Origin of the sequence: Pseudomonas sp. M1, from assembly GCF_022760135.1 — a bacterium.
Classification (GTDB): Bacteria; Pseudomonadota; Gammaproteobacteria; order Pseudomonadales; family Pseudomonadaceae; genus Pseudomonas; species Pseudomonas citronellolis.
Genome location: NZ_CP094343.1, coordinates 2,040,407 through 2,063,099, shown reverse-complemented (window position 1 = coordinate 2,063,099; position 22,693 = coordinate 2,040,407). Strand labels below are relative to the sequence as shown.

The 22,693-nt window shown below is 69.4% G+C and carries 24 protein-coding genes; 20 read left to right on the top strand and 4 right to left on the bottom strand.

What is annotated here, in order from left to right:
- The 3 genes from PM1_RS09450 to hpaR form a co-directional block, all read right to left on the bottom strand.
- Nucleotides 1–1,206 (bottom strand): Bcr/CflA family multidrug efflux MFS transporter, encoded by a 1,206-nt coding sequence (locus tag PM1_RS09450; protein ID WP_009621687.1) that lies wholly within the window; start codon nt 1,204–1,206, stop codon nt 1–3.
- Nucleotides 1,207–1,609: 403 nt separating this feature from the next.
- Nucleotides 1,610–2,524, bottom strand: coding sequence for a 4-hydroxyphenylacetate catabolism regulatory protein HpaA (hpaA, locus tag PM1_RS09445; protein ID WP_009621686.1), 915 nt, complete (start codon nt 2,522–2,524; stop codon nt 1,610–1,612).
- Between the two features lie 36 nt (nt 2,525–2,560).
- Entirely contained in the window at nt 2,561–2,983 is a 423-nt protein-coding gene (hpaR, locus tag PM1_RS09440; protein ID WP_009621684.1) for a homoprotocatechuate degradation operon regulator HpaR, read from the bottom strand.
- 275 nt (nt 2,984–3,258) lie between these two features.
- Here hpaR and PM1_RS09435 point away from each other — a divergent pair, with 275 nt between their 5' ends.
- The 20 genes from PM1_RS09435 (at nt 3,259) to PM1_RS09340 (ending at nt 21,613) form a co-directional block, all read left to right on the top strand.
- On the top strand, nt 3,259–3,924 hold the full coding sequence (locus tag PM1_RS09435) for a fumarylacetoacetate hydrolase family protein (RefSeq protein ID WP_009621682.1): 666 nt from the start codon (nt 3,259–3,261) through the stop codon (nt 3,922–3,924).
- A 1-nt stretch (nt 3,925) separates the two neighbouring features.
- Nucleotides 3,926–4,696, top strand: a complete 771-nt coding sequence (locus PM1_RS09430) for a fumarylacetoacetate hydrolase family protein (protein ID WP_009621680.1) — start codon at nt 3,926–3,928, stop codon at nt 4,694–4,696.
- Nucleotides 4,697–4,715: 19 nt separating this feature from the next.
- A complete protein-coding gene (hpaE, locus tag PM1_RS09425) occupies nt 4,716–6,176 on the top strand; it encodes a 5-carboxymethyl-2-hydroxymuconate semialdehyde dehydrogenase (RefSeq protein ID WP_009621678.1) in 1,461 nt (486 codons plus the stop codon).
- Between the two features lie 112 nt (nt 6,177–6,288).
- Nucleotides 6,289–7,212, top strand: coding sequence for a 3,4-dihydroxyphenylacetate 2,3-dioxygenase (hpaD, locus tag PM1_RS09420; RefSeq protein ID WP_009621676.1), 924 nt, complete (start codon nt 6,289–6,291; stop codon nt 7,210–7,212).
- 10 nt (nt 7,213–7,222) lie between these two features.
- Nucleotides 7,223–7,615, top strand: coding sequence for a 5-carboxymethyl-2-hydroxymuconate Delta-isomerase (locus PM1_RS09415; RefSeq protein WP_009621675.1), 393 nt, complete (start codon nt 7,223–7,225; stop codon nt 7,613–7,615).
- A 43-nt stretch (nt 7,616–7,658) separates the two neighbouring features.
- Entirely contained in the window at nt 7,659–8,978 is a 1,320-nt protein-coding gene (locus PM1_RS09410) for an MFS transporter (protein ID WP_009621673.1), read from the top strand.
- Between the two features lie 12 nt (nt 8,979–8,990).
- Nucleotides 8,991–9,794 carry a 2-oxo-hept-4-ene-1,7-dioate hydratase gene (gene hpaH, locus PM1_RS09405; protein ID WP_009621671.1) on the top strand — a complete coding sequence of 268 codons (804 nt, stop codon included), beginning with the start codon at nt 8,991–8,993 and terminating at the stop codon, nt 9,792–9,794.
- A gap of 124 nt (nt 9,795–9,918) precedes the next feature.
- Nucleotides 9,919–10,725, top strand: a complete 807-nt coding sequence (hpaI, locus tag PM1_RS09400) for a 4-hydroxy-2-oxoheptanedioate aldolase (protein ID WP_009621669.1) — start codon at nt 9,919–9,921, stop codon at nt 10,723–10,725.
- Between the two features lie 140 nt (nt 10,726–10,865).
- Nucleotides 10,866–11,306, top strand: coding sequence for a GlcG/HbpS family heme-binding protein (locus PM1_RS09395; protein ID WP_009621667.1), 441 nt, complete (start codon nt 10,866–10,868; stop codon nt 11,304–11,306).
- Nucleotides 11,307–11,437: 131 nt separating this feature from the next.
- Complete coding sequence (locus tag PM1_RS09390; protein WP_009621664.1) at nt 11,438–12,736, top strand: NAD(P)/FAD-dependent oxidoreductase; 1,299 nt, start codon at nt 11,438–11,440, stop codon at nt 12,734–12,736.
- Between the two features lie 34 nt (nt 12,737–12,770).
- A complete protein-coding gene (locus tag PM1_RS09385) occupies nt 12,771–13,136 on the top strand; it encodes a cupin domain-containing protein (protein ID WP_009621663.1) in 366 nt (121 codons plus the stop codon).
- 483 nt (nt 13,137–13,619) lie between these two features.
- Nucleotides 13,620–14,288, top strand: a complete 669-nt coding sequence (locus tag PM1_RS09380; RefSeq protein WP_009621662.1) for a helix-turn-helix transcriptional regulator — start codon at nt 13,620–13,622, stop codon at nt 14,286–14,288.
- Between the two features lie 59 nt (nt 14,289–14,347).
- Entirely contained in the window at nt 14,348–15,163 is an 816-nt protein-coding gene (locus PM1_RS09375; protein ID WP_009621661.1) for a molybdenum cofactor biosynthesis F family protein, read from the top strand.
- A complete protein-coding gene (locus PM1_RS09370; RefSeq protein ID WP_009621660.1) occupies nt 15,160–15,957 on the top strand; it encodes an SDR family NAD(P)-dependent oxidoreductase in 798 nt (265 codons plus the stop codon). Before PM1_RS09375 ends, PM1_RS09370 begins: the two co-directional genes overlap by 4 nt.
- Nucleotides 15,954–16,721: an SDR family oxidoreductase gene (locus tag PM1_RS09365; protein ID WP_009621659.1), complete on the top strand. Its 768-nt coding sequence runs from the start codon at nt 15,954–15,956 to the stop codon at nt 16,719–16,721. Before PM1_RS09370 ends, PM1_RS09365 begins: the two co-directional genes overlap by 4 nt.
- Before the next feature lie 144 nt (nt 16,722–16,865).
- Complete coding sequence (locus PM1_RS09360) at nt 16,866–17,852, top strand: helix-turn-helix transcriptional regulator (protein ID WP_009621658.1); 987 nt, start codon at nt 16,866–16,868, stop codon at nt 17,850–17,852.
- Between the two features lie 105 nt (nt 17,853–17,957).
- Nucleotides 17,958–18,827: a transporter gene (locus tag PM1_RS09355; RefSeq protein ID WP_009621657.1), complete on the top strand. Its 870-nt coding sequence runs from the start codon at nt 17,958–17,960 to the stop codon at nt 18,825–18,827.
- 10 nt (nt 18,828–18,837) lie between these two features.
- The gene (locus PM1_RS09350; protein ID WP_009621656.1) at nt 18,838–19,992 is read left to right on the top strand and encodes an MFS transporter; all 1,155 of its coding nucleotides are present in this window, start codon (nt 18,838–18,840) and stop codon (nt 19,990–19,992) included.
- A gap of 32 nt (nt 19,993–20,024) precedes the next feature.
- Nucleotides 20,025–21,137, top strand: a complete 1,113-nt coding sequence (locus PM1_RS09345) for a class II histone deacetylase (protein ID WP_009621655.1) — start codon at nt 20,025–20,027, stop codon at nt 21,135–21,137.
- A 137-nt stretch (nt 21,138–21,274) separates the two neighbouring features.
- Nucleotides 21,275–21,613 carry a hypothetical protein gene (locus PM1_RS09340; RefSeq protein WP_009621654.1) on the top strand — a complete coding sequence of 113 codons (339 nt, stop codon included), beginning with the start codon at nt 21,275–21,277 and terminating at the stop codon, nt 21,611–21,613.
- A 1-nt stretch (nt 21,614) separates the two neighbouring features.
- On the opposite strand, the gene feaR is transcribed toward PM1_RS09340, so the two are convergent.
- The gene (gene feaR / locus PM1_RS09335) at nt 21,615–22,556 is read right to left on the bottom strand and encodes a transcriptional regulator FeaR (RefSeq protein ID WP_009621653.1); all 942 of its coding nucleotides are present in this window, start codon (nt 22,554–22,556) and stop codon (nt 21,615–21,617) included.
- Nucleotides 22,557–22,693: the final 137 nt, after the last annotated feature.

Below are 22,693 nucleotides of genomic sequence, written 5' to 3'. Positions count from 1 at the left end.
TCAGGCCGCTTCCACCAGCGGCTGCGGGGCATGCCAGCGGGCCAGGAGAAAGGCCAGCAGGCAGCCGATGCCGGCGCCGCCGACCACCAGGCACATCGGCCAGGGGCTGCCATCGGAAAGCGCGCCGACCAGAGCGCTGCACGCCGTGCCCAGGGCGAACTGCCCGGTCACCGCCAGCCCGGCGGCGGCCCCGGCCTCGCGCGGGAACAGCGCCAGCAGGCTGGCCACGCAGTTGGCGCCGAGCAGGCCGGTGACGCTGACGTAGAGCAGCACGCCCAGCACCAGCGCCGGCAACCCGCCCCAGCCGGTGAAGCCGCAGACCAACAGCAGCAGCCCCGACAGCGCAGCCACGGCAGCGCCGCAGGCGAGCATCCGCTGCGGCCCGAACCGCCCCACCAGGCGCGCATTGAGGCTGGTGGCCAGGATGATGCCGGCGATGTTCAGGCTGAACAGCCAGGCATAGGCCTGCGAGGACACGCCGAAATGCTCGATGTAGACGAAGGGCGAGGCGGTGATGAAGGCGAACATGCCGCCGAACGAAAGGCCCATGCACAGCATGTAGCCCAGCGCCCTGGGCTGCAGGAGGATGCGCCCGTAGGCGTGGAATACCTGCGCCACCGACTGCCCGCGCTGCGCCGCCGGCAAGCTCTCGGGAATCCGCCACAGCACCGTGAGCAGGCACAGCGCGGCAAAGGCGAAGAGCACGGCGAACACCGCGCGCCAGCCGGCGGCCTGGGCCAGCAGGCTGCCCAGCAGCGGCGCCACCAGGGTGGCGAGCATGGTCACCAGGTGCATCAGCGAAAGCACCCGCGCCGACTGCTGCAGGGGGAACAGGTCGCGCACTATGGCCCGCGCCAGCACCGAGGCCGCGGCCCCGCCCAGGGCCTGGAAGAAACGCCAGGCGATCAGCGCCGAAGCCGTGCCGGCGAACAGGCAGCCGAGGGTGGCCAGCAGATAAAGACAGATGCCGCCCAGCAGCAGGCGCCGACGGCCGAAGCGGTCCGACAGCGGCCCGTAGAACAGCATGCCCAAGCACAGGCCGGCGAGGAACAGGCTGATGGTCAGTTGCACCTCGCTGGCACCGGCAGCCAGGTCGGCGGCGATCAGCGGCAGGCTGGGGAGGTAGGTGTCGATGGACAGGGGCGCGAAGGCGACCAGCGCGGCCAGGGGCAGGATCAGGCGCTGGGGGTGGGCTGGGGTGGGCATGGGCGGGTCCGGGTGAGAGCGGAGTATAAAGTTAACAAGTTAACCAAAAGACCGGAAGCCACGGGTTTTCTGTCGGGGCAACGGAATGCTTTTCGTAGGAGCGAGCTTGCTCGCGAACAGCGGTGCCAGGTTCAGCAACGGAGCGGGATAGAAGTCCGTAACCCTCTCCCCAGCCCTCTCCCTGAAGGGAGAGGGGGCAGTCCGTGCCGAGATAAGTGATGGTTTCAGCCTGATATCGCCGAGGTTGCCGGCTAACACCATGACATCCAACTCTGCCCAACGGTCCCCTCTCCCTTCAGGGAGAGGGTTAGGGAGAGGGCGCTCTCAAACCCAGCCCCCCATAGCCGCCGACGAACCCCGTTCGCGAGCAAGCTCGCTCCTACGAAAAGCCAGCAGCACCCACCTACCGCCAGGCTTCTTCCTTGTCACCCGCCCTGCGCTGCCGGTACTCCCCCGGCGCCATCCCGGCATTGCGGGCGAAGAAGCGGCTGAAGTAGGCCGGGTCCTTGAACCCCAGCTGGTAGCAGATCTCGTTCACCGAGCTACCGCTGAACAGCAGCAGGCGCCGCGCCTCCTGCATCAGCCGTTCGTGGACCAGGCGCTTGGACGGCAGCCCGGCGACGCGCCGGCAGATGTCGTTGAGCCGCGCCTCGGTCACGCCAATGCGCTCGGCGTAGGCCGTCAGCGGCCAGTGCTCGGGGTAGTGCTGCTCGATCAGCTGGTTGAAGCGCTGGAACAGGCGCAGGTCCTCGCGGCGCATGGGCTGCGCCTTGAGCGAACGGGCCGACAGGCGCAGCAGGCTGACGAAGATCAGCCGCACCAGGTCGGCCAGAGCCAGCTCGCGGCCGGGGCGTTCGCCGCGGAATTCCTCGCGCAGCAACTCGAACAGGCCGTCGACCCGCGCCACCTCGCCGGCGAAGGTCTCGTCCAACTGGTCGAAGGCCACGCACACCGGGCCGATGTCCGGCCCGGCGGCCAGGCCCTGTTCCGGCGCCAGCAGCGGCCAGAGCAGTTGCTGGCGCACGGTCAGCACGTGGCCGTCGGCGTCGTTCTCGGTGACGAAGGCATGGGGGATGGTTGGCGGGGTGAGGAAGAACAACGGGCCCTGGCGGTGGTAGAGCTGCTCGTCGAGGTACACGCGCACCGAGCCGCTTTTGACGTAGTGCACCTGGAAGAAGCGGTCGTGGCGGTGCACCGGCATGTTGCGGCCGAAGAAGTCGGCCAGCTTGCCCAACTCCTCGTAGTGCACCTCGGAATCGCTGTAGCGCAGGTCGTAGACCTGGCCGATGTCGATGTTGGGGATGGGTGCGCGGGCCATGGCGTTACCTACCTGTATGCCGGCAGGAGCGCGGAATCAGGGCTTGATCTTCTTCAGCTCGTCCAGCAGCCCCAGCAACTGCTGCAGCTTGTCCTCGCCGAACTGTTCGAGGATACGCCGGTAGTTGTTCTCCATGTCGTCGCTCATGGCCACGAAGCACTGCTGGCCCTTCTCGCTCAGGCACACCAGCACGCGGCGCTGGTCGTGCTCGGACTTCCAGCGACGCACCAGGCCGTCGCGCTCCATGCGCGCCAGCACGCCGGTCATGCTCGGCTTGAGGATGCAGGCCTGCTGCGCCAGCTGGTAGATCTCCATCTCGCCCTGCTGGCGGAGGATGCGCACGATGCGCCATTGCTGCTCGGTCAGGTCGTGCTGGTTCAGCGAGGGGCGGAAGAAGGCCATGGCGGCCTCGCGGGCCTGCAGCAGGGTGAGGGTCAGGGACGGACGCGGCGTGGACATGTAGATGGGCTACTCGACTGAAAATAGGAAAGATTTTAACCAGCATAGCCCCTGCATAGGCAAACCCTGCGACGACCCGCGCGGCGCCCTGGCAGCGTCGGTCAAGGCCATGGCAGCGCCGGACAATCCCCACGCCGGCACGCCTGCTCCAATGCCCGTAGCGAAACCAGGCCCCGATGGACGAGGCTTGACCATAGTTAACATATTAACTATAACGCTAACATGTTAACGATGCCCGGGTATCCACGGCCCGGGTGAAGCAGGAGAACGAAGCCATGCGTCGCGCTATCAGCGAAGCCGCAACGGGCACCCTGTTCGGCGTCGCGCTGAACTACCAGGGCCTGTTGCACAGCCGGCTGGAGGAATTCCAGCAGCCGCCCTACCAGAAGCCGCCGGTCAAGCCGGTGCTGTTCATCAAAACGCCGAACACCCGCAACGGCGACGGCCAGGCGGTGGTCTTCCCCGCCGGCGTCGAGCGCCTGCAGCCGGGCCCGGCCCTGGGCGTGGTGCTCGGCCGCGACGCCAGCCGCGTCAGCGAGGACGAGGCCATGGACTACGTGGCCGGCTACGTCATCGTCAACGAGTTCAGCCTGCCGGAAGACAGCTACTACCGCCCGGCGGTCAAGGCCAAGTGCCGCGACGGCTTCTGCCCGCTGGGCAGCGAAGTGGTCGGCCGCGACGAGATCGCCGACCCGCACGCCCTGCCGCTGCGCCTGCTGGTCAACGGCGAAGTGCGCCAGCAGAACAGCACCGCCAACCTGGTGCGCAGCATTCCCAGGCTGATCGCCGAGATCAGCGAGTTCATGACCCTGCACGCCGGCGACGTGCTCATCACCGGCACCCCCGAGGGCCGCGTCGACGTGCAGCCGGGCGACGAGGTGGTGGTGGAGATCGAAGGTCTCGGCCGCCTGGTCAATCACGTCGTGGCGGAGGAAGCCTGAGATGAAACACGCACGCATCCGCTACCAGGGCGAAATCCACGCAGTGACCGTGGAAGCCGACAACGCCGTGCGCCTGGCCGATGGCCGCCTGCTCGGCGAACACGAAGTGCAGTGGCTGCCGCCGGCCGAAGGGAGCATGTTCGCCCTCGGTCTGAACTATGCCGACCACGCCGCCGAACTGGCCTTCAAGGCGCCCACCGAGCCGCTGGCGTTCATCAAGTCCAAAGGCACCTACACCGGCCACAACCAGGTCACCTGGCGCCCGGACAACGTCGCCTACATGCACTACGAGTGCGAGCTGGTGGCGGTGATCGGCAAGCCGGCGCGCAACGTCAGGCGCGAGGACGCCCTCGCCTACCTGGCCGGCTACACCGTCTGCAACGACTACGCCATCCGCGACTACCTGGAAAACTACTACCGCCCCAACCTGCGGGTGAAGAACCGCGACGCCACCACCCCGGTCGGCCCCTGGATAGTCGACGCCGCCGACGTGGCCGACCCGTCGAAGCTGAAGCTGCGCACCTGGGTCAACGGCGAGCTGAAGCAGGAAGGCACCACCGCGGACATGATCTTCGACATCCCCTACCTGATCGAATACTTCTCCAGCTTCATGACCCTGCAGCCGGGCGACATGATCGCCACCGGCACGCCGGAAGGCCTGGCCGACGTGGTGCCGGGCGATGAAGTGGTGGTGGAAGTGGAAGGCGTCGGCCGCCTGGTCAACCGCATCGTCAGCGAGGCCGAGTTCTTCGCGAACCGCGCCCGTCCCTAATCGAGATAGAGAAACAAGCATGATCAAGCACTGGATCAACGGCCGCGAGGTCGAGAGCAAAGAAGTCTTCCAGACCATCAACCCGGCCACCACCGAAGTGATAGCCGAGGTCGCCAGCGGCGGCGCCGAGGAAATCGCCATGGCCGTGGCCGCGGCCAAGGAAGCCTTCCCGAAATGGGCCAACACCCCGGCCAGGGAACGCGCCAAGCTGATGCGCAAGCTGGGCGAGCTGATCGATGCGAACGTGCCCAACCTCGCCGAGCTGGAAACCCTCGACACCGGCCTGCCGATCCACCAGACGCGCAACGTGCTGATCCCGCGCGCCTCGCACAACTTCGAGTTCTTCGCCGAGGTCTGCACGCGCATGGACGGCCACAGCTACCCGGTGGACGACCAGATGCTCAACTACACCCTGTACCAGCCGGTGGGGGTGTGCGGCCTGGTCTCGCCGTGGAACGTGCCGTTCATGACCGCCACCTGGAAGACCGCGCCCTGCCTGGCCCTGGGCAACACCGCGGTGCTGAAGATGAGCGAGCTGTCGCCCTTGACCGCCAACGAGCTGGGCCGCCTGGCCCTGGAAGCCGGCATCCCGCCGGGCGTGCTCAACGTGGTGCAGGGCTATGGCGCCACCGCCGGCGACGCCCTGGTGCGCCACCCCGACGTGCGCGCCATCTCCTTCACCGGCGGCACCGCCACCGGCCGGAAGATCATGCAGACCGCCGGCCTGAAGAAGTACTCCATGGAGCTGGGCGGCAAGTCGCCGGTGCTGATCTTCGACGACGCCGACCTGGACCGCGCCCTGGACGCCGCGCTCTTCACCATCTTCTCGCTGAACGGCGAGCGCTGCACCGCCGGCAGCCGTATCTTCATCCAGGAGAGCGTGTACGAGCGTTTCGTCGAAGAGTTCGCCGCCCGCGCCAAGCGCCTGATCGTCGGCGACCCGCAGGATGCGAAGACCCAGGTCGGCTCGATGATCACCCAGCAGCACTACGACAAGGTCACCGGCTACATCCGCATCGGCATGGAAGAAGGCGCGCGCCTGGTCGCCGGCGGCCTGGAACGCCCGGCCAACCTGCCGGCGCACCTGGCCCGCGGGCAGTTCGTGCAGCCCACGGTGTTCGCCGACGTGGACAACCGCATGCGCATCGCCCAGGAAGAAATCTTCGGCCCGGTGGTCTGCCTGCTGAAGTTCAAGGACGAGGCCGAGGCCCTGCGCCTGGCCAACGACACCGAATACGGCCTGGCCTCCTACATCTGGACCCAGGACATCGGCAAGGCCCACCGCCTGGCGCGCGGCATCGAGGCCGGCATGGTATTCATCAACAGCCAGAACGTGCGCGACCTGCGCCAGCCGTTCGGCGGGGTGAAGGGCTCGGGTACCGGCCGCGAGGGCGGCGAGTACAGCTTCGAGGTGTTCGCCGAGATCAAGAACGTGTGCATTTCCATGGGCAGCCACCACATCCCCCGCTGGGGCGTGTAAAAAGGCGGCCCGATGAGAGCGGCCGCCCAGGCCGCCTGCATCGCCGGCGTGCAGCCACAATCACAAGAATCCGGGCGCCCCAGCGCAGGCGCCCCGCACCAGGAGAACCACCATGGGCAAACTCGCTCTGGCTGCCAAGATCACCCACGTTCCCTCGCTGTACCTCTCCGAACTGCCCGGCCCGCGCCAGGGTTGCCGCCAGGCGGCGATCGACGGCCACAAGGAGATCGGCCGCCGCTGCCGTGAGCTGGGGGTGGACACCATCGTGGTGTTCGACACCCACTGGCTGGTCAACGCCGGCTACCACATCAACTGCGCGCCGCACTTCCAGGGGCTGTACACCAGCAACGAGCTGCCGCACTTCATCGCCAACATGGAGTACGAGTTCCCCGGCAACCCGGAGCTGGGGCGCATCCTCGCCGAGGGCTGCAACGCCATGGGCGTGGACGTGCTGGCCCACGACGCCACCACCCTCGGCCCGGAGTACGGCACCCTGGTGCCGATGCGCTACATGAACGCCGACCGGCACTTCAAGGTGGTCTCGGTCTCGGCGCTGTGTACCGTGCACTACCTCAACGACAGCGCGCGCCTGGGCTGGGCCATGCGCAAGGCGGTGGAAGAGCACTACGACGGCACCGTGGCCTTCCTCGCCAGCGGCTCGCTGACCCACCGCTTCGCCCAGAACGGCCAGGCCCCGGAGTTCGCCGACAAGGTCTGGAGCCCCTTCCTGGAAACCCTCGACCACGAGGTGGTGCGGATGTGGCAGCGCGGCGACTGGCAGGCCTTCTGCGGCATGCTCCCGGAGTACGCGGCCAAGGGCCACGGCGAAGGCTTCATGCACGACACCGCCATGCTTCTCGGCGCGCTGGGCTGGTCGGACTACGACGGCAAGGCCGAGGTGGTCACGCCCTACTTCGGCTCCTCCGGCACCGGGCAGATCAACGCGGTGTTCCCGGTCACCCCGCAGGACGGTTCGGCGATCCCCGCCGCCCAGGCCTCCAACCCCGCCGGCAACCCGTCCGCCAGCCGCCTCTGAGGAGCCCGCCATGCCGCACTTCATCGCCGAGTACACGCACAACATCGAAACCGAGGCCGACCTGCCCGGCCTGTTCGAGAAGGTCCACGCCTGCCTCGGCGCGAGCGGGGTGTTCCCGCTCGGCGGCATCCGCAGCCGCGCCGTGCGCCTGGACACCTGGCGCATGGCCGACGGCGCGCACGACTACGCCTTCGTCCACATGAGCCTGAAGGTGGGCGCCGGGCGCGACCTGGCCACCCGCAGGCAGGTCGCCGACGCGCTGTTCGAGGTGATCAAGGCGCACTTCGCCGACCTCCAGGCGCGCCGGCTGCTGGCGTTGTCCTTCGAGATGAGCGAGCTGAACGCCGAGCTCAACTACAAGCAGAACAACGTCCACGCCTTCCTCAACGGCCAGGCGGGCTGAAGCCCGCCGCGCCCCCGGCCACTCGCAGAACAAAGACAAGACCATGAGCACCGCCACCCTGCCCTCCGCCGCACAGCCCTCCGCCGACCTGCCCGCCGGCAGCGACGCCACCCACGCCCGCGTGGTCTGGCGCCTGATGCCGCTGCTGCTGATCTGCTACGTCTTCGCCCACCTGGACCGCATCAACATCGGCTTCGCCAAGCTGCAGATGAGCGCCGACCTGCACTTCAGCGACACCGTCTACGGCCTGGGCGCCGGGCTGTTCTTCGTCGCCTACGCGCTGTTCGGCGTGCCCAGCAACCTGATGCTGGAGCGCGTCGGCCCGCGCCGCTGGATCGCCTTCCTGATGGTCACCTGGGGCCTGCTGTCCACCGCCATGCTGCTGGTGCAGAGCGCGGCCGGCTTCTACAGCCTGCGCCTGCTGCTGGGGGTGGCCGAGGCCGGCTTCTTCCCCGGCATACTGGTGTACATCAACCGCTGGTTCCCGGCGCGCCGACGCGCCGGCGTCACCGCGCTGTTCGCCATCGCCGTGCCCATGGCCGGGGTGATCGGCGGGCCGCTGTCCGGCGGCATCCTCGAGGGCTTCCACGACTTCCTCGGGCTGCGCGGCTGGCAGTGGATGTTCCTCGCCGAGGGCCTGCCGGTGGTGCTGCTCGGCCTGCTGGTCTGGCGCCGCCTGCCGGAGAGCTTCGAACGCGTTGCCTGGCTCAGCGACGAGCAGAAGGCCGGCCTGCGCGCGGAGATGCAGGGCGAGGAACGACGCAAGCAGATCACCTCCCTCGCCGGCATTTTCCGCGACCGCCAGGTCTGGCTGCTGGTGGCCATCTACTTCGCGGTGATGCTGGCGGTGAACACCCTGGCGTTCTGGATGCCCAGCCTGATCCACGGCGCCGGCATCGGCTCCGACGGCCGCGTCGGCCTGCTCAGCGCCCTGCCCTACCTCGCCGGCTGCGTGTTCATGATCGCCCTGGGGCGCTCCTCCGACCGCCGCCGCGAGCGCCGCTGGCACCTCGCCGTGCCGCTGCTGCTGGCCGCCGCCGGCCTGGCCCTGACGGGCCTCGCGCCGAGCAGCGCCTGGCTGGTGCTGGCCGGGCTGGTGCTCGCCGGCATGGGCGCCAGCGCCGCGCTGCCGATGTTCTGGCAACTGCCGCCGGCCTTCCTCGCCGACCGCGCCCAGGCCGCCGGCATCGCCCTGATCAGCTCCTTCGGCAGCATCGCCGCCTTCGCCGCGCCCTACTTCATCGGCTGGATGCGCGACACCACCCACAGCTCCAGCCTGGCCCTGTACCTGTTGGCCATCCTCATCGCCCTCGGCGCCGCCCTGGTCCTGCGCACCCCGGCCGCCGTGGTCAACCCCCGCTAAAGAGATATCGCCATGCTCGACTCCAGCCTCATCCAGGAAGCCGCCGCCCGCCTCGACGCCGCCGAGCGTTCGCGCCAGCAGGTGCGGCAGTTCTCCCTCGACTACCCGGACATCGCCATCGAGGACGCCTACGCCATCCAGCGCGCCTGGGTGGCTCAAAAGATAGCCAATGGCCGCGTGCTCAAGGGCCACAAGATCGGCCTGACCTCCCGCGCCATGCAGGTCTCGTCGAACATCACCGAGCCGGACTACGGCGCCCTGCTGGACGACATGTTCTTCGACGAAGGCAGCGACATCCCCTTCGAGCGCTTCATCGTGCCGCGGGTGGAAGTGGAGCTGGCGTTTATCCTCGGCAAGCCGCTGAAGGGGCCGAACGTCACCCTGTTCGACGTGCTGGAGGCCACCGAGTGGGTGATCCCGGCGCTGGAGATCATCGACGCGCGCATCCAGCAGGTGGACCCGCAGACGAAGGTCACCCGCAAGGTCTTCGACACCATCTCCGACAACGCCGCCAACGCCGGCGTGGTCATGGGCGGCCGCGCGGTGCGGCCGACCGAGATCGACCTGCGCCGCGTGCCGGCGATCCTCTACCGCAACGGCGTGATCGAGGAATCCGGCGTCTCCGCCGCGGTGCTCAACCACCCGGCCAAGGGCGTGGCCTGGCTGGCCAACAAGCTGGCCCCCTACGACGTCACCCTGGAACCCGGCCAGGTGATCCTCGGCGGCTCCTTCACCCGCCCGGTGGCGGCGGCGCCCGGCGATACCTTCCACGTCGATTACGATCAGCTCGGCAGCATCTCTTGCCGGTTTGGATGAGTTTGAGTTTGAGCTGGAAGCTGGAAGCCTGAAGCTGGAAGTCAGAGCGACTCCGGCTTCTAGCTTCTAGCTTCTAGCTTCTAGCTTCCAGCTTCCAGCTTCAGCCTTCCACCAAGGACCTCCCATGCCCCCCCCCTTCAATACGTTCAAACAACGCCTGCAATCCGACGAAGCCCAGATCGGCCTCTGGCTCGGCCTGGCCGATCCCTACTGCGCCGAGCTGGCGGCCAACGCCGGCTTCGACTGGCTGCTGATCGACGGCGAGCACGCGCCCAACGACCTGCGCAGCCTGCTCGGCCAGCTGCAGGCGGTGGCGCCCTATCCGGTGCAGCCGATCATCCGCCCGGTGCTCGGCGATACGGCGCTGATCAAGCAACTGCTCGACATAGGCGCGCAGACGCTGCTGGTGCCCATGGTGGATTCCGCCGAGCAGGCCCGTGAGCTGGTGCGCGCCATGCGCTACCCGCCGTTCGGCGTGCGCGGCGTGGGCAGCGCCCTGGCCCGCGCCTCGCGCTGGAACAGCATCCCCGGCTACCTCGACGAAGCCGATGCGCAGATGTGCCTGCTGGTGCAGGTGGAAAACCTCGAAGGCCTGGCCAACCTCGACGCCATCGCCGCGGTGGACGGCGTCGACGGCGTGTTCATCGGCCCGGCCGACCTCAGCGCGGCCATGGGCCAGCGCGGCAACCCCGGGCACCCGGAAGTGCAGGCCGCCATCGAAGACGCCATCGCCCGCATCCAGCGCGCCGGCAAGGCCGCCGGCATCCTCAGCGCCGATGAGAAGCTGGCCCGGCGCTACCTGGAGCTGGGCGCGAAGTTCGTCGCCGTGGGCGTGGACACCAGCCTGCTGATGCGCTCGCTGCGCGAACTGGCCGGCAAGTTCAAGGGCAGCGCCCAGCCCCAGGCCACGTCCGCCCCCTCGGTGTACTGAAGCCCCCGCCGCCCGCCAGGCCCGCGCGGGAAGGCGCGGCTGGCGGGCGGCGCCCAGGCAAGGATTTTCCTGGCCCTTGCAAAGCCCCGCCCCCTTTCGGTCATGATCCGCCCCCCACCTTCCCACTCGGAGTCCCCTCGATGACCGCACTCGTCCGCCAGCAGGCACACCTCACCCTCAACCTCGCCCAGCAGGCGCTGCAGGCCGCGCTCGCGCGCGCCGAGGAACTGGGCCTGCGGCTCAGCATCGCGCTGGTCGACGCCAGCGGCCTGCCGGTGCTCACCGCGCACATGGACGGCGCCGCGCAGCCGTGCCGCGAAATCGCCCTGAAGAAAGCCGGCACCGCCGCCGCCTTCGACAAACCCACCGGCGACTGGCAGGCCTACCTGGAACAGAGCGCGCCCACCGTGCGCCAGGGCCTGCCGCTGCAGACCGGGCTGGTGCTGTTCGGCGGCGGCGAGCCGCTGCGCCTGGGTGAGGCGGTCATCGGCGCGGTCGGCGTCTCCGGCGCCTCCGAGGCGCAGGACATGCTCTGCGCCCGCGCCGCCGTCGAGCGCGTGGAGCAACTGCTGGCCGGCTGAGCCGCCGCTGTCAGTCCCGGACAAGTGACCGGGCAGCCAGGGTCAAGACAGGAATGGGCGCCGCGGCCCCTAATAGGGCCATCCGCGCGGCAGCGGCCGCGCCCTTTTCCCTCCGGTTCCAGGCTGCAGTCATGATCAACATCGAGACCCCCACCTACTACACCGCGACCAAGAAATACGACCTGTCCTTCCCCTCCCTGGAGGCGGACCTGGAGGCCGACGTCGTCGTGATCGGCGGCGGCTTCTCCGGCATCAACACCGCCCTGGAGCTGGCCGAGAAGGGCATCGCCAACATCGTCGTGCTGGAGGCGCGCTACCTCGGCTTCGGCGGCACCGGGCGCAACGGCGGGCAGATCATGGCCGGCATCGGCCACGACCTGGAGAAGATCAGGAAGGACGTCGGCGAGGACGGCCTGCGGCAGATCTTCGAGATCAGCGACCTGGGCGCCGACATCATCAAGGGCCGCATCCAGAAGTACGGCATCGACGCCGACTTCTGCCACGGCTACGGCTACATGGGCTTCAACGCCCGCCAGGCGAAGACCCTGCGGGCCTGGGAGAAGGAGTTCAAGTCGCTGAACTCCACCCACGAGATCCGCTACCTGGACGGCTCCGAAGTGCGCCAGATCATCGGCTCCGACGCCTACTCCAGCGCCCTGCTGCACATGGGCGGCGGCCACGTGCACTCGCTCAACCTGCTGCTCGGCGAGGCCAAGGCCCTGGCCAGCCACGGGGTGAAGATCTTCGAATACAGCCCGGCGCTGGACGTGACCTACGGCGAGCGCATCACCGTGCGCACCGCCAAGGGCTCGGTGAAGGCCGGCAAGCTGCTCTGGGCCTGCGACAGCTTCCTCAACAAGCTGGAACCGGAGCTGCACAAGAGCACCATCAACACCTACGCCTTCCAGATGATGACCGAGCCGCTGTCGGACGAACTCATCCAGCGCATCAGCCCGATCCGCGGCGCCTACAGCGACATCCGCCCGGTCATCGACTACTACCGCGTGACCCGCGAGAACCGCCTGCTGTTCGGCGCCGCCACGCCCTTCATCGAGCACATCCCACGCGACCTCAAGGCCTGGAACCGGGCGCTGATGCTGAAGATCTTCCCCTACCTGGAAAACGTGAAGATCGACCTGGCCTGGGGCGGCCCCATGGCCTGCAGCCCCAACCTGTTCCCGCAGATCGGCGCCCTGCCCGGCCGCCCCAACGCCTTCTTCGTGCAGGGCTACTCCGGCTTCGGCGTCACCCCCAGCCACATCATCTGCAAGGTGCTGGCCGAGGGCATGAGCGAAGGCTCCGCGCGCTACGACCTGATCAGCTCGGTGCGGCGCATCCGCGTCCACGGCAAGGACCAGTTCCGCCCGCTGCTGCTCAGCGCCGGCAAGACCTGGCACCAGGTGTCCGGCTACTGGTCCGGGCGCCGCTGAACCCTCTTTCCTTCACTTGCACAGGAGCAAGCACATGGCACTCACCCCCATCAGGCAAGGCATCACCCTCGACCAACTGGACGCCTGGGGCACGGTGGCCGACCTCGGCTCGGAAATCCTCGAAGGCGAGGTCCGCGCCTTCGGCAAGATGACCGCCGGCGCCCCCACCGACCCGGTCAGCGCCGCCTACTTCGGCACCACCGGCGGCAAGTTCCGCATGACCTATCCCTTCAACGAACAGGCCACTGTGGTCAGCGGCGAGGTGCGGCTGACCGACGAAGCCACCGGGCAGAGCCAGCTGTACAAGGCTGGGGACAGCTGGTTCGTGACCAAGGGCACGCAGGTGCTTTGGGAGGTGTTGGGGGAGGGGTTTGTGAAGCATTACTACGCGGTGGTTTGAGGGCTGGTTCGGGAGCCTGAAGAGCCCCTCTCCCTAACCCTCTCCCTGAAGGGAGAGGGGACCGTTCGGTGAGTGTGGATATTTTCGGCGTCAGCTGGAAATGAAGGTTCAGGTTGAAACCATTCCTATCCGCCGGCACGGACAAGCTCCCTCTCCCTTCAGGGAGAGGGCTGGGGAGAGGGTGCTCTGGCTTTTCGTAGGAGCGAGCTTGCTCGCGAATGGATGTTCGCCAGAAATTCCTCTGCATCGTTTGAGTCCGCCCCCTCTCCCTAACCCTCTCCCTGAAGGGAGAGGGGACCGTTCGGAGTGCGCTGATGTTTCGACGTTAGCCGGCTTGTACCGAGCCCCCGGCTAACACCAAATCCTTTCTCGGCACGGACAAGCCCCCTCTCCCTTCAGGGCGGGGCGCGCAGTCGAGGGCTGGGGAGAGGGAACCGCGCTAACCTGAAACACCTCCCCCCACCCCCACGCAGGACCCAGCCCATGCCCACCCCCGAACACATCGGCCAACGCTGCCTGCACAGCTTCCACCAACTGGTCCCCGCCACCCGCGCCGCCTTCTACCGCATCGACGCCGACCTGCAGGCCTGCGACTTCCAGCTGCTAGGCATGGGCCGGCAGATGCACGCCGACTACCTCGACCACTACCACCGCCTCGACCCGCTGCGGCCCGGCGCCTGCCTGGCCACCGGCCTGCCGGTGGTGCCGCTGGCCGTGGGCATGGCGCAGCAGCCCGGCGACCAGCGCGAGCGCTACCACGGCTTCCTGCGCCGGCACGGGGTGATCGACGTGGTGGAAGTCATCGCCGCCGACCGCGGCCGACCGCTGGCCGGGCTTTCCCTGCTGCGGCGCGTTGGCGAAGCGCCCTTCTCCAGCGACGAACTCGACCGCCTGCGGGCCTTGCAGGGGCTGCTGGAGCTGGCCGCCCAGGCCCTGCCCCGCAGCCACGACGCCCTCGCCCAACTCACCCCGCGCGAACGCGAGATCGCCCTGCTGCTGCGCGACGGCGCCAGCAACAAGGACCTGGCGCGCCAGCTCGGCCTGGGCCTGGCCACGGTGAAGACGCATCTTATCCACCTGTTCCGCAAGGCCGGCGTGGCCAGCCGCACCGAGCTGCTGGCGCGGCTGTTCCTGGATCAACCATCCGGTTGATGTTCCCCGCGCGCCCCGCCGCGCAGCATGGGGGCTCCACCAACACAGGAGTCCCACCCATGACCGCTTCTTCCGACTGGATCACCGTCGGCGCCCTCGCCGAGGGTTTCGCCCCCGAGGCCTTCATCCTGCCGCGCCTGGCCGACCTCGCCGGGCAGCGCCTGGAACTGCACTTCGCCAACGGCTGGCGCATCGAGCACCGGTTCGACGCCGAGACCACCCGCTGGCGCGCCGCCGACGGCCACTCCGCGGGCGAGGCGGCCTACCGCGCCACCTCGGTGCGCCCCGGCATCGTGCTGGTCGACTTCATCAAGCGCGAGGACGGCCAGGCCTGGTCGGTCAGCCTGGTGCTGGACCGCCACAGCCAATCCTTCACCGCCGTGCTGGGCCAGCTGCCCGGCGCCGCCGAGACCGGCGAAGGCCTCTACGCCCGCGCCCTGGCCGGCAAGGACCTGACCGGCGTGCAGGTGCAGATCCTCCACGGCAGCCTCGACCGCCCCTGGCAGGAAGGCGCCTGCCCGCACGCGCCGAGCAGCGAACTGGTGGGCCTGCGCAACCGCTACCGCTACAGCCCCACCGAGGTCTACGAACACATCTACCTGAACGACGGCTTCTACACCTGGCAGTGCCTGGCCGGCGTCGAGGCCGGGCTGTGCGACACCGACCGCTGCCACTACTACAAGGTCGCCGAGCAGCTGTACCTGTTCGTCTGGCGCGAGAAGATCGTCCCCACCCTCGGCCTGGTGATGATCGACCTGCAGCAGCACCGCAGCGACGGCAAGATCTTCGGCTACGCCGGCAGCGGCTTCGACGAGCTGTCCAACTTCCCGGTCGCCTCCTACTGCGACGAACTCAACCGCACGGTGTACCCATGAGCGGCCGCGTCGTCGTCATCACCGGCGCCGGCACCGGCATAGGCGCGGCCTGCGCGCGGCGCTTCGCCGAAGCGGGCGACAAGGTGGTGCTGATCGGCCGCCGCCGCGAGGCCCTGGAGCAGGTCGCCGCCCAGTGCGGCGGCCTGGTGCTGGCCGGCGACGCCGCCGACGGCGAAACCTGGCAGGGCTTCATCCAGCGCATCGAGGCGGCCTTCGGCGGCATCGACGTGCTCGTCGCCTGCGCCGGCGGCCACGGCCTGGGCGCGGCCGGCGAGACCAGCGACCAGGCCTGGCGCGACGCCCTGCGCGGCAACCTCGACAGCGCCTTCGCCAGCGCCCGCGCCTGCCTGCCATCGCTGCTGGCGCGGCGCGGCAACATGGTGCTGGTGGGCTCCATCGCCTCCCTGGTGGCCGGGCCCGGCGTGTGCGGCTACACCGTCGCCAAGCACGCGCTGCTCGGGCTGATGCGCTCCCTGGCGCGGGACTATGGCCCGCGCGGCGTGCGCGTCAACGCCCTGTGCCCCGGCTGGGTGCGCACGCCCATGGCCGATGCCGAGATGCAGCCGCTGATGCAGCACCATGGCGAAAGCCTGGACGCCGCCTACGCGCGGGTCACCGCCGAGGTGCCGCTGCGCCGCCCGGCCACGGCGGACGAGATCGCCGGGCTGTGCCAGTTCCTCGCCAGCGAGGCGGCGGCCATCGTCACCGGCGCCTGCCTGGTGGCCGACGGCGGCGCCAGCGTGGTGGACCTGCCCACCCTCGCCTTCGAACGAATAATGGAGAACGAGCCATGACGCGCTTCGACTTCAGCGGCCGGCGCGTGCTGGTCACCGGCGCGGCCCAGGGCATCGGCCGCCGCATCGCCGAGGGCTTCGCCACAGCCGGCGCCTCGCTGCTGCTGCTCGACCGCCAGGAGCAGGCCGTCGCAGCCCTGGCCAGCGAACTGCGCAATCAAGGCCGCGAGGCCCGGGCGCTGGCCGTGGACCTGGCCGATCCACCGGCCATCGCCACCGCCCTCGCCGGGCTCGATGGCCTGGACGTGCTGGTGCACAACGCCGCCTACTTCCCGCTGACCGATTTCGCCGCCATCACCCCGCAGCTGCTGCAACGCACCCTGGCGGTGAACCTGGGCGCGCTGTTCTGGCTGACCCAGGCCGCCCTGCCGCTGTTCGCCGCGCGCGGCGGCGGCTGCGTGCTGGCCACCTCCTCGGTCACCGGCAACCGGGTGGCCTACCCGGGGCTGAGCCACTACGCGGCGTCCAAGGCCGGGGTCAACGGCTTCATCCGCAACGCCGCGCTGGAACTGGCGCCACGCAACATCCGCGTCAACGGCGTGGAACCGGGGATGATCCACACCCCGGCCATGGCCAACCTGGGCGACGCGGCACTGGAAGCGCGCATCGCCGCCGGCATTCCCCTGGGCCGCCTCGGCCAGCCGGCGGACATCGCCAACGCCATGCTCTTCCTCGCCTCCGACGCCGCCGCCTACATCACCGGCCAGACGCTGGTGGTGGACGGCGGCGCCACCCTCCCGGAAAGCAGTGCCGCGCTGGCCTGAACCACCCGCCCATCCTGCATTTGCAGGATGGTGCGCGCGCGCCGCGATGCGGATACTCAGCCCCAGGCCCTGCCCTGTCGTCCCGACACCCGGCCGCTCACTGATGACTGACAACAACAACTAAAGTCGCAGCAGGGGAACCCCATGAGCAGCACCCTCGACCTGTCCTTCGGCGCCCAGCGCTTCAGCGAATTCAACGCCCTGGTCCTGGACCTCCAGCGCCTGGCCCAGGAATGCGCGCTGCCCGGCTTCCACGCCGCCGCCATGGGCCGCCTGCAGCAGTTGCTTGACTTCGATATGGCCTGGTGGGGCCGCGCGGCCCTGGTCGACGGCCTGCCGCTGGAACACAGCAGCCACCTCTACCGGCTGCCGGACAGCTACCTGGAGGACTGGCAGGCAATCCGCCACCAGGACATCACCGTCAAGCGCGTCTACGCCACGCCCGGCCACGCGGTGCGCATCGACACCCACGCCGCCGACTGCACCCCCGGCCTGCGCTGGCTGGCCGAGCGCCACGGCTTCGGCGAGTTCCTCTGCATCATCCACATCGACCCGCGCACCCAGCTCAGCCTGCACCTGAGCCTGTACCGCCGCGCCGGCGCGCGCCCCTTCGACGCCAGCGAGCGCTTCCTGGTGGACCAGATGATGCCGCACCTGGTGGCCGCCGAAGGGGCCAACCAGATCCGCGCCCTGGTGGCACTGCGCGAGCGCCTGGACGCGCCCAACCCGCTGGCCCTGGCGGTGTGCGACCGGCATGGCCTGCTGCACTATGCCGAGCGCGGCTTCGTCGAGCTGCTGCTGCGCGAATGGCCGCGCTGGACCGGCCCGCGCCTGCCGGCGGAAGTCGACCCGGCCACCGGCTACAGCGGCCAGCACCTGCAACTGCAGGCCACCGCCGTGCACGACCTGCTGCTGCTCAGCGCCCGCCTGTGCCCGGCCATGGCCCGCCTGAGCACCCGCGAGGCCGAGGTGGCGCAGCGCTTCGGCCTGGGCAGCACCTACAAGGAAATCGCCCGCGACCTGGGCCTGGCGCCGAACACCGTGCGCCACCACATCCGCAGCATCTACAGCAAGCTCGGCGTCAACGGCAAGGCCGGCATCGCCCAGCTGCTGCACCACCCGCCCGGTTGATAGCCGGCCGCATTTCCCCCAACGCCTCCACATCCCGACGCCGCGTCCGCGCGCGGCGCCAGGGGAGGCTTTCGCCCGCCTCACCGACAGAAGAAGAAAACCACCATGAAGCTGCACCGAAGCCTTTCGCTCTGCGCCCTTGGCGCGCTGTACCTCGGCCCGGCCCAGGCCGCCGACCTCAACGCCCGCGACTTCTTTTCCGCCCCCGTGGGCACCAGCCTGGGGGTGACCTACCTGCCGCTGACGCGCTCCGACGACTACCACGGCGCGGCGGACAGCAGCGGCAAGGCCGACCTCAAGGTGAATGCCCTGGCCTACCGCCAGTTGTGGTTCAGCGACATCTGCGGGCGCCTGTGCACGCCGCAGTTCATCGTGCCCTACGCCGACATCGAGGCGCGCGGCCCCGGCGCCGCCGAGCGCAGCCGCGAGCGCGGGGTGGGCGACCCACAGGTGGGCGGCACGCTGTTCTTCATCGACGAGCCGCAGACGCGCACCTACAGCGGCCTGCTGGCCCTGGTCAGCCTGCCGTTGGGCGAATACCACGCCAAGGACCCGGGCGTGTCGCCCGGCGCCAACCGCTGGGCCCTGCACCTGAACTACAACTACACCCGCGGCGTGGGCGAGAACTGGGTGCTGGAAGCCAACCTGGAAGCCCAGCTCTACGGCAACAACGACGACTACCTCGGCGCCACCCTCGAACAGAAGCCGCTGTACCGCCTGCAGGCCTTCGCCTCCTACGACTTCACCCCCGCCACCTATGCCGCGCTGCGCCTGATCGCCGCCGACGGCGGCGCCCTGCGCCTGGGCGGCCACGACATCGACGACAGCCACCAGCGCTACACCCAGGCCGGTTTCGAGGTCGGCCACTGGCTGGACAAGCGCAACCAGGTGCTGCTCGGCCTCACCCGCAATGTCTCCACCGCCAACGCGTATGCCCAGGACAACCTGCTGCTGCGCTTCGTCCATGCCTTCTGAGGTCGCCGCCATGACTGTTCCGCGTACTCCCTCGCCGGCCCTGCTGGCGGCCGTGGTGCTGTTCGCCGCCATCACTCCCGCGGTGCTGCTCACCGCCCCGGCCATCGCCAGCCAGCTGGCCGCCCAGCTGCACCTGGAGCCGGCGCGCATCGGCGACCTGTTCGCCGTCGAGCTGGGCGCCATGAGCCTGGCCACCCTGCCCTCGCTGTTCTGGCTCAGGCGCGTGGACTGGCGCCTGGCCGGGTTGTTGGCGGCGCTGGGCTTCATCCTCGCCAACCTGGCCTCGGCGAACGCCGGCGGCTACCAGGCGCTGCTCGTGCTGCGCGCCCTCAGCGCCTTCTGCGGCGGCTCGCTGATGATCCTCTGCCTGTCCTGCGCTGCCGGCATGCCCAACCCCAGCCGCGCCTACGGCATCTGGGTGCTGGGCCAACTGGTGCTCGGGGCCGTCGGCCTGGCCGTGCTGCCGCGCCTGTACCAGGCCTACGGCCTGGGCGCTGGCTACCTGGCCCTGGCCGCGCTGATGCTACTGGCGCTGCCGCTGGCGCGCGCCTTGCCGAGCGGCGCCATGGCCGCCACCGGCCCGCGCAGGACCGTCGAGGCGCCGCGCTGGAAGATCGCCGCCGCCATCCTCGGCCTGCTGGGTTTCTACGTCGCCCTCAGCGCGGTCTGGACCTTCGTCGGCGCCATCGGCGAGCGCGCCGGGCTGGCCGCCACCCTGGGTGGCGAGGTGCTGGCCGTGGCTACCCTGGCCGGCATCGCCGGCGCCACCTGCGCCAGCCTGGCGGGCGAGCGCTGGCGCCGCGAGGGCCAGCTGGCCGCCGGTTTCGCGCTGATGGCCCTGGCCATCCTCCTGCTGCTCGGCACCCCGGGCCTGGCGCGCTTCGCCCTGGCCGCCCTGCTGTTCAAGTTCACCTGGACCTACGCCCTGCCCTTCATCCTCGCCTGCCTCGCCGAGCTGGACGCCAGCGGCCGGCTGATGAGCCTGAGCAACCTGGTGATAGGCGCCGGCCTGGCCCTGGGCCCGGCCCTCGGCGGGCGGCTGATCGGCGCCGACGGCGGCTTCCACGGCCTGCTGCTGGGCGCCGCCGCGCTCACCGCGCTGTCCCTGCCACTGATCCTCGGCAGCCGCCCGCGCGCGGCGGCCGCCACTGCGCAACCCCTGTGAATCCCTGTGAACACCTATGAATGGAGCCTTCCATGACCCGACGCACCGCATTCTTCTTCGATGAGCTGAGCCTCTGGCACAGCGCCAGCCAGCACGCCCTGTTCCTGCCCGTGGGCGGCTGGGTGCAGCCGCCGGCCGGCGGCGGCCATGCCGAATCGCCGGAAAGCAAACGGCGCCTGAAGAACCTGATGGACGTTTCCGGCCTCACCCGCCAGTTGGACCTGCGCAGCGCCGAGCCGGCCAGCGAGCAGGACCTGCTGCGCGTCCACCCGGAGCACTACCTGCAGCGCTTCAAGGCCCTGAGCGACGCCGGCGGCGGCGAGCTGGGCGACCACGCGCCCATCGGCCCGGGCAGCTACGAGATCGCCAGGCTCTCCGCCGGCCTGGCCATGGCCGCGGTGGACTGCGTGCTGCGCAGCGAGGCGGACAACGCCTACTCGCTGTCGCGCCCGCCGGGCCACCACTGCCTGGCCGACCAGGCCATGGGCTTCTGCATGCTGGCCAACATCCCCATCGCCATCGAGGCGGCCAGGGCGCGGCACGGCATCGAGCGGGTCGCGGTGGTGGACTGGGACGTGCACCACGGCAACGGCACCCAGGCCATCTACGAGGAGCGCGGCGACGTGCTGAGCGTCTCGCTGCACCAGGAGAACTGCTTCCCGCCGGGCTACGGCGGCGCCGCCGACCGCGGCCGCGGCGCCGGCCTGGGCGCCAACCTGAACGTCCCGCTGCCCGCCGGCAGCGGCCACGACGCCTACCTGCAGGCGCTGGACGAGATCGTCCTGCCGGCCCTGCGGCGTTTCCGCCCGCAACTGATCATCGTCGCCTGCGGCTACGACGCCAACGCCGTGGACCCGCTGGCGCGCATGCTGCTGCACAGCGGCTCGTTCCGCGCCATGACCGCGCGCCTGCGCGAAGCCGCCGAGCAGCTCTGCGACGGGCGCCTGGTGCTGGTCCACGAGGGCGGCTACGCCGAAGCCTACGTACCCTTCTGCGGCCTGGCGGTGCTGGAGGAACTGAGCGGTATCCGCACCGCGGTGGAAGACCCGCTGCTGGAATTCCTCGGCCTGCAGCAACCGGGCAGCGAGGTGGCGGCCTTCCTCCACCAGCGCGTGCGGGACCTGGCGCGGCAACTGGCGGCCTGAGCCATCGGCGGCCGGCGCACCCGCGGCGGCCGCCGATCCGTTTGTCCAGGCGTGGAAGAAAGCCCGGCGAACCCGTGGTCCAATCCAGGAGAAGGCCGGGCATCCGTGCCGGCCGACGAAGAACTGGAGGCCACGCCATGAGCACCCTGACCATCGAAGGTTGGTACAAGCCCGACCCCGACGCCAAGTCCATGCCCATCGAGGACATCCACTTCTACCTCAGCGGCACCGACCGCCGGCACCTGGAAGACGCCGAGGAAGAACTGCAGCGCACCCACGAGCGCGAGGCCTGGGTGGACGTCGACATGAGCACCCTGGAACTGGACCTGCCCGAGGGCTACGGCCCGCTGTCCGACTGCCGGATGCGCGTCTACCTGGACCAGGAGGAACGCGGCCACTTCCACCTGGTGGGCCACCGCGCCAGCGACGGCAGCCTGATCTACAGCAACGCCGTGCTCATCGACCAGCTGCTCTGACTCAGGCCACGCTCAGGGCGCTGGCGCGGTAGTCCTTGGGCGAGCGCTCGAAGTGCTTCTTGAAGGCGCGGCTGAAGTGCGCCGAGTCGGTGAAGCCCCATTTGTAGGCGATGGTGGTGATCGACTCGCCGCGCAGGATGGGGTTGGCCAGGTCGTCGGCGCTGCGCTGCAGGCGCGCGCGCTGGATGTAGCGGCAGACGCTGTCGCCCTGCTCCTCGAACAGCCGGTACAGATGGCGCACCGAGATGTTCAGGCGCTGCGCCAGGCCCTGGGGGTTCAGGCCCGGCTGGGTGAGGGATTCGTCGATGACCTTCTGCACGTAGCTGCGCAGGTTGCCGCCCTGCAGCGCCTCGCTGCCGGGCGTCTCACCGTGGGCGCCGAGGGCCGTGGGCAGGAGCGCGATGAAGGCGTTCTCCAGGGCCTCGCTTTCGGCGCCGGCGGGGTTCGAGCCGGACTCGCGGCACAGCTGGTCCACCAGCAGGTGCAACATGCGCCCGCTGGCGCAGGCGGCGGAGACCTTGCCGAACTTGCTGCGCCCGGGCAGCACCTTGTCCAGCGCCGCGCGCGGCAGGTGCAGGGAGGCGTGCTCGATGAGGCCGAAGGGGGTGATCTCGCAGCTGCCCACCGAATCCATCAGCAGCAGCTCGCCGGGGGCCAGCTGGATGTCCACGCCGTTCTGGCTGACCTGGGAGAAGCCGCTGCGCTGGCTGATCAGGAAGCAGTGGCGGTCGTCGTCCTGGTCCGCATTGAGGCGCTTGCGGGCGATTAGCCCGGCATTGGTGCGCAGGTGCGCCATGGTCAGGCCGGAGTGCGATTGCGCGTGGATCTCGCCGATGAACAGCGAACGACTGAAGGCCAGCTGCGTCTCGAACTGACCGCAGATCGAGCGCAGCGCCGCGCTCCAGCCTTCCAGCCCGACCTGGGCGGCATGATGGGCTTGCATACGCACCTCCGTGGGGTGGCGTTGTTGTTGTCGCGAAACAGTTAACATGTTATCGAAATGCCCGCAACGGATTTCTGACAGCCGTTTCCTATGCAGCTGGCATGCCAGTGGGCGTGGATAACCTGTAAATGAAAGCA

Bases quoted from the DNA above. Each gene is read 5' to 3' on its own strand.
- PM1_RS09350 (WP_009621656.1), top strand. From the start codon at position 18,838: ATGACTGTTCCGCGTACTCCCTCGCCGGCCCTGCTGGCGGCCGTGGTG.
- hpaD (WP_009621676.1), top strand. From the start codon at position 6,289: ATGGGCAAACTCGCTCTGGCTGCCAAGATCACCCACGTTCCCTCGCTG.
- hpaR (WP_009621684.1), bottom strand. From the start codon at position 2,983: ATGTCCACGCCGCGTCCGTCCCTGACCCTCACCCTGCTGCAGGCCCGC.
- PM1_RS09375 (WP_009621661.1), top strand. From the start codon at position 14,348: ATGACCGCTTCTTCCGACTGGATCACCGTCGGCGCCCTCGCCGAGGGT.
- PM1_RS09435 (WP_009621682.1), top strand. From the start codon at position 3,259: ATGCGTCGCGCTATCAGCGAAGCCGCAACGGGCACCCTGTTCGGCGTC.
- PM1_RS09395 (WP_009621667.1), top strand. From the start codon at position 10,866: ATGACCGCACTCGTCCGCCAGCAGGCACACCTCACCCTCAACCTCGCC.
- PM1_RS09450 (WP_009621687.1), bottom strand. From the start codon at position 1,206: ATGCCCACCCCAGCCCACCCCCAGCGCCTGATCCTGCCCCTGGCCGCG.
- PM1_RS09370 (WP_009621660.1), top strand. From the start codon at position 15,160: ATGAGCGGCCGCGTCGTCGTCATCACCGGCGCCGGCACCGGCATAGGC.
- hpaH (WP_009621671.1), top strand. From the start codon at position 8,991: ATGCTCGACTCCAGCCTCATCCAGGAAGCCGCCGCCCGCCTCGACGCC.
- feaR (WP_009621653.1), bottom strand. From the start codon at position 22,556: ATGCAAGCCCATCATGCCGCCCAGGTCGGGCTGGAAGGCTGGAGCGCG.
- PM1_RS09430 (WP_009621680.1), top strand. From the start codon at position 3,926: ATGAAACACGCACGCATCCGCTACCAGGGCGAAATCCACGCAGTGACC.
- PM1_RS09355 (WP_009621657.1), top strand. From the start codon at position 17,958: ATGAAGCTGCACCGAAGCCTTTCGCTCTGCGCCCTTGGCGCGCTGTAC.
- PM1_RS09385 (WP_009621663.1), top strand. From the start codon at position 12,771: ATGGCACTCACCCCCATCAGGCAAGGCATCACCCTCGACCAACTGGAC.
- PM1_RS09410 (WP_009621673.1), top strand. From the start codon at position 7,659: ATGAGCACCGCCACCCTGCCCTCCGCCGCACAGCCCTCCGCCGACCTG.
- hpaE (WP_009621678.1), top strand. From the start codon at position 4,716: ATGATCAAGCACTGGATCAACGGCCGCGAGGTCGAGAGCAAAGAAGTC.
- PM1_RS09345 (WP_009621655.1), top strand. From the start codon at position 20,025: ATGACCCGACGCACCGCATTCTTCTTCGATGAGCTGAGCCTCTGGCAC.
- hpaI (WP_009621669.1), top strand. From the start codon at position 9,919: ATGCCCCCCCCCTTCAATACGTTCAAACAACGCCTGCAATCCGACGAA.
- hpaA (WP_009621686.1), bottom strand. From the start codon at position 2,524: ATGGCCCGCGCACCCATCCCCAACATCGACATCGGCCAGGTCTACGAC.
- PM1_RS09415 (WP_009621675.1), top strand. From the start codon at position 7,223: ATGCCGCACTTCATCGCCGAGTACACGCACAACATCGAAACCGAGGCC.
- PM1_RS09365 (WP_009621659.1), top strand. From the start codon at position 15,954: ATGACGCGCTTCGACTTCAGCGGCCGGCGCGTGCTGGTCACCGGCGCG.
- PM1_RS09380 (WP_009621662.1), top strand. From the start codon at position 13,620: ATGCCCACCCCCGAACACATCGGCCAACGCTGCCTGCACAGCTTCCAC.
- PM1_RS09360 (WP_009621658.1), top strand. From the start codon at position 16,866: ATGAGCAGCACCCTCGACCTGTCCTTCGGCGCCCAGCGCTTCAGCGAA.
- PM1_RS09390 (WP_009621664.1), top strand. From the start codon at position 11,438: ATGATCAACATCGAGACCCCCACCTACTACACCGCGACCAAGAAATAC.
- PM1_RS09340 (WP_009621654.1), top strand. From the start codon at position 21,275: ATGAGCACCCTGACCATCGAAGGTTGGTACAAGCCCGACCCCGACGCC.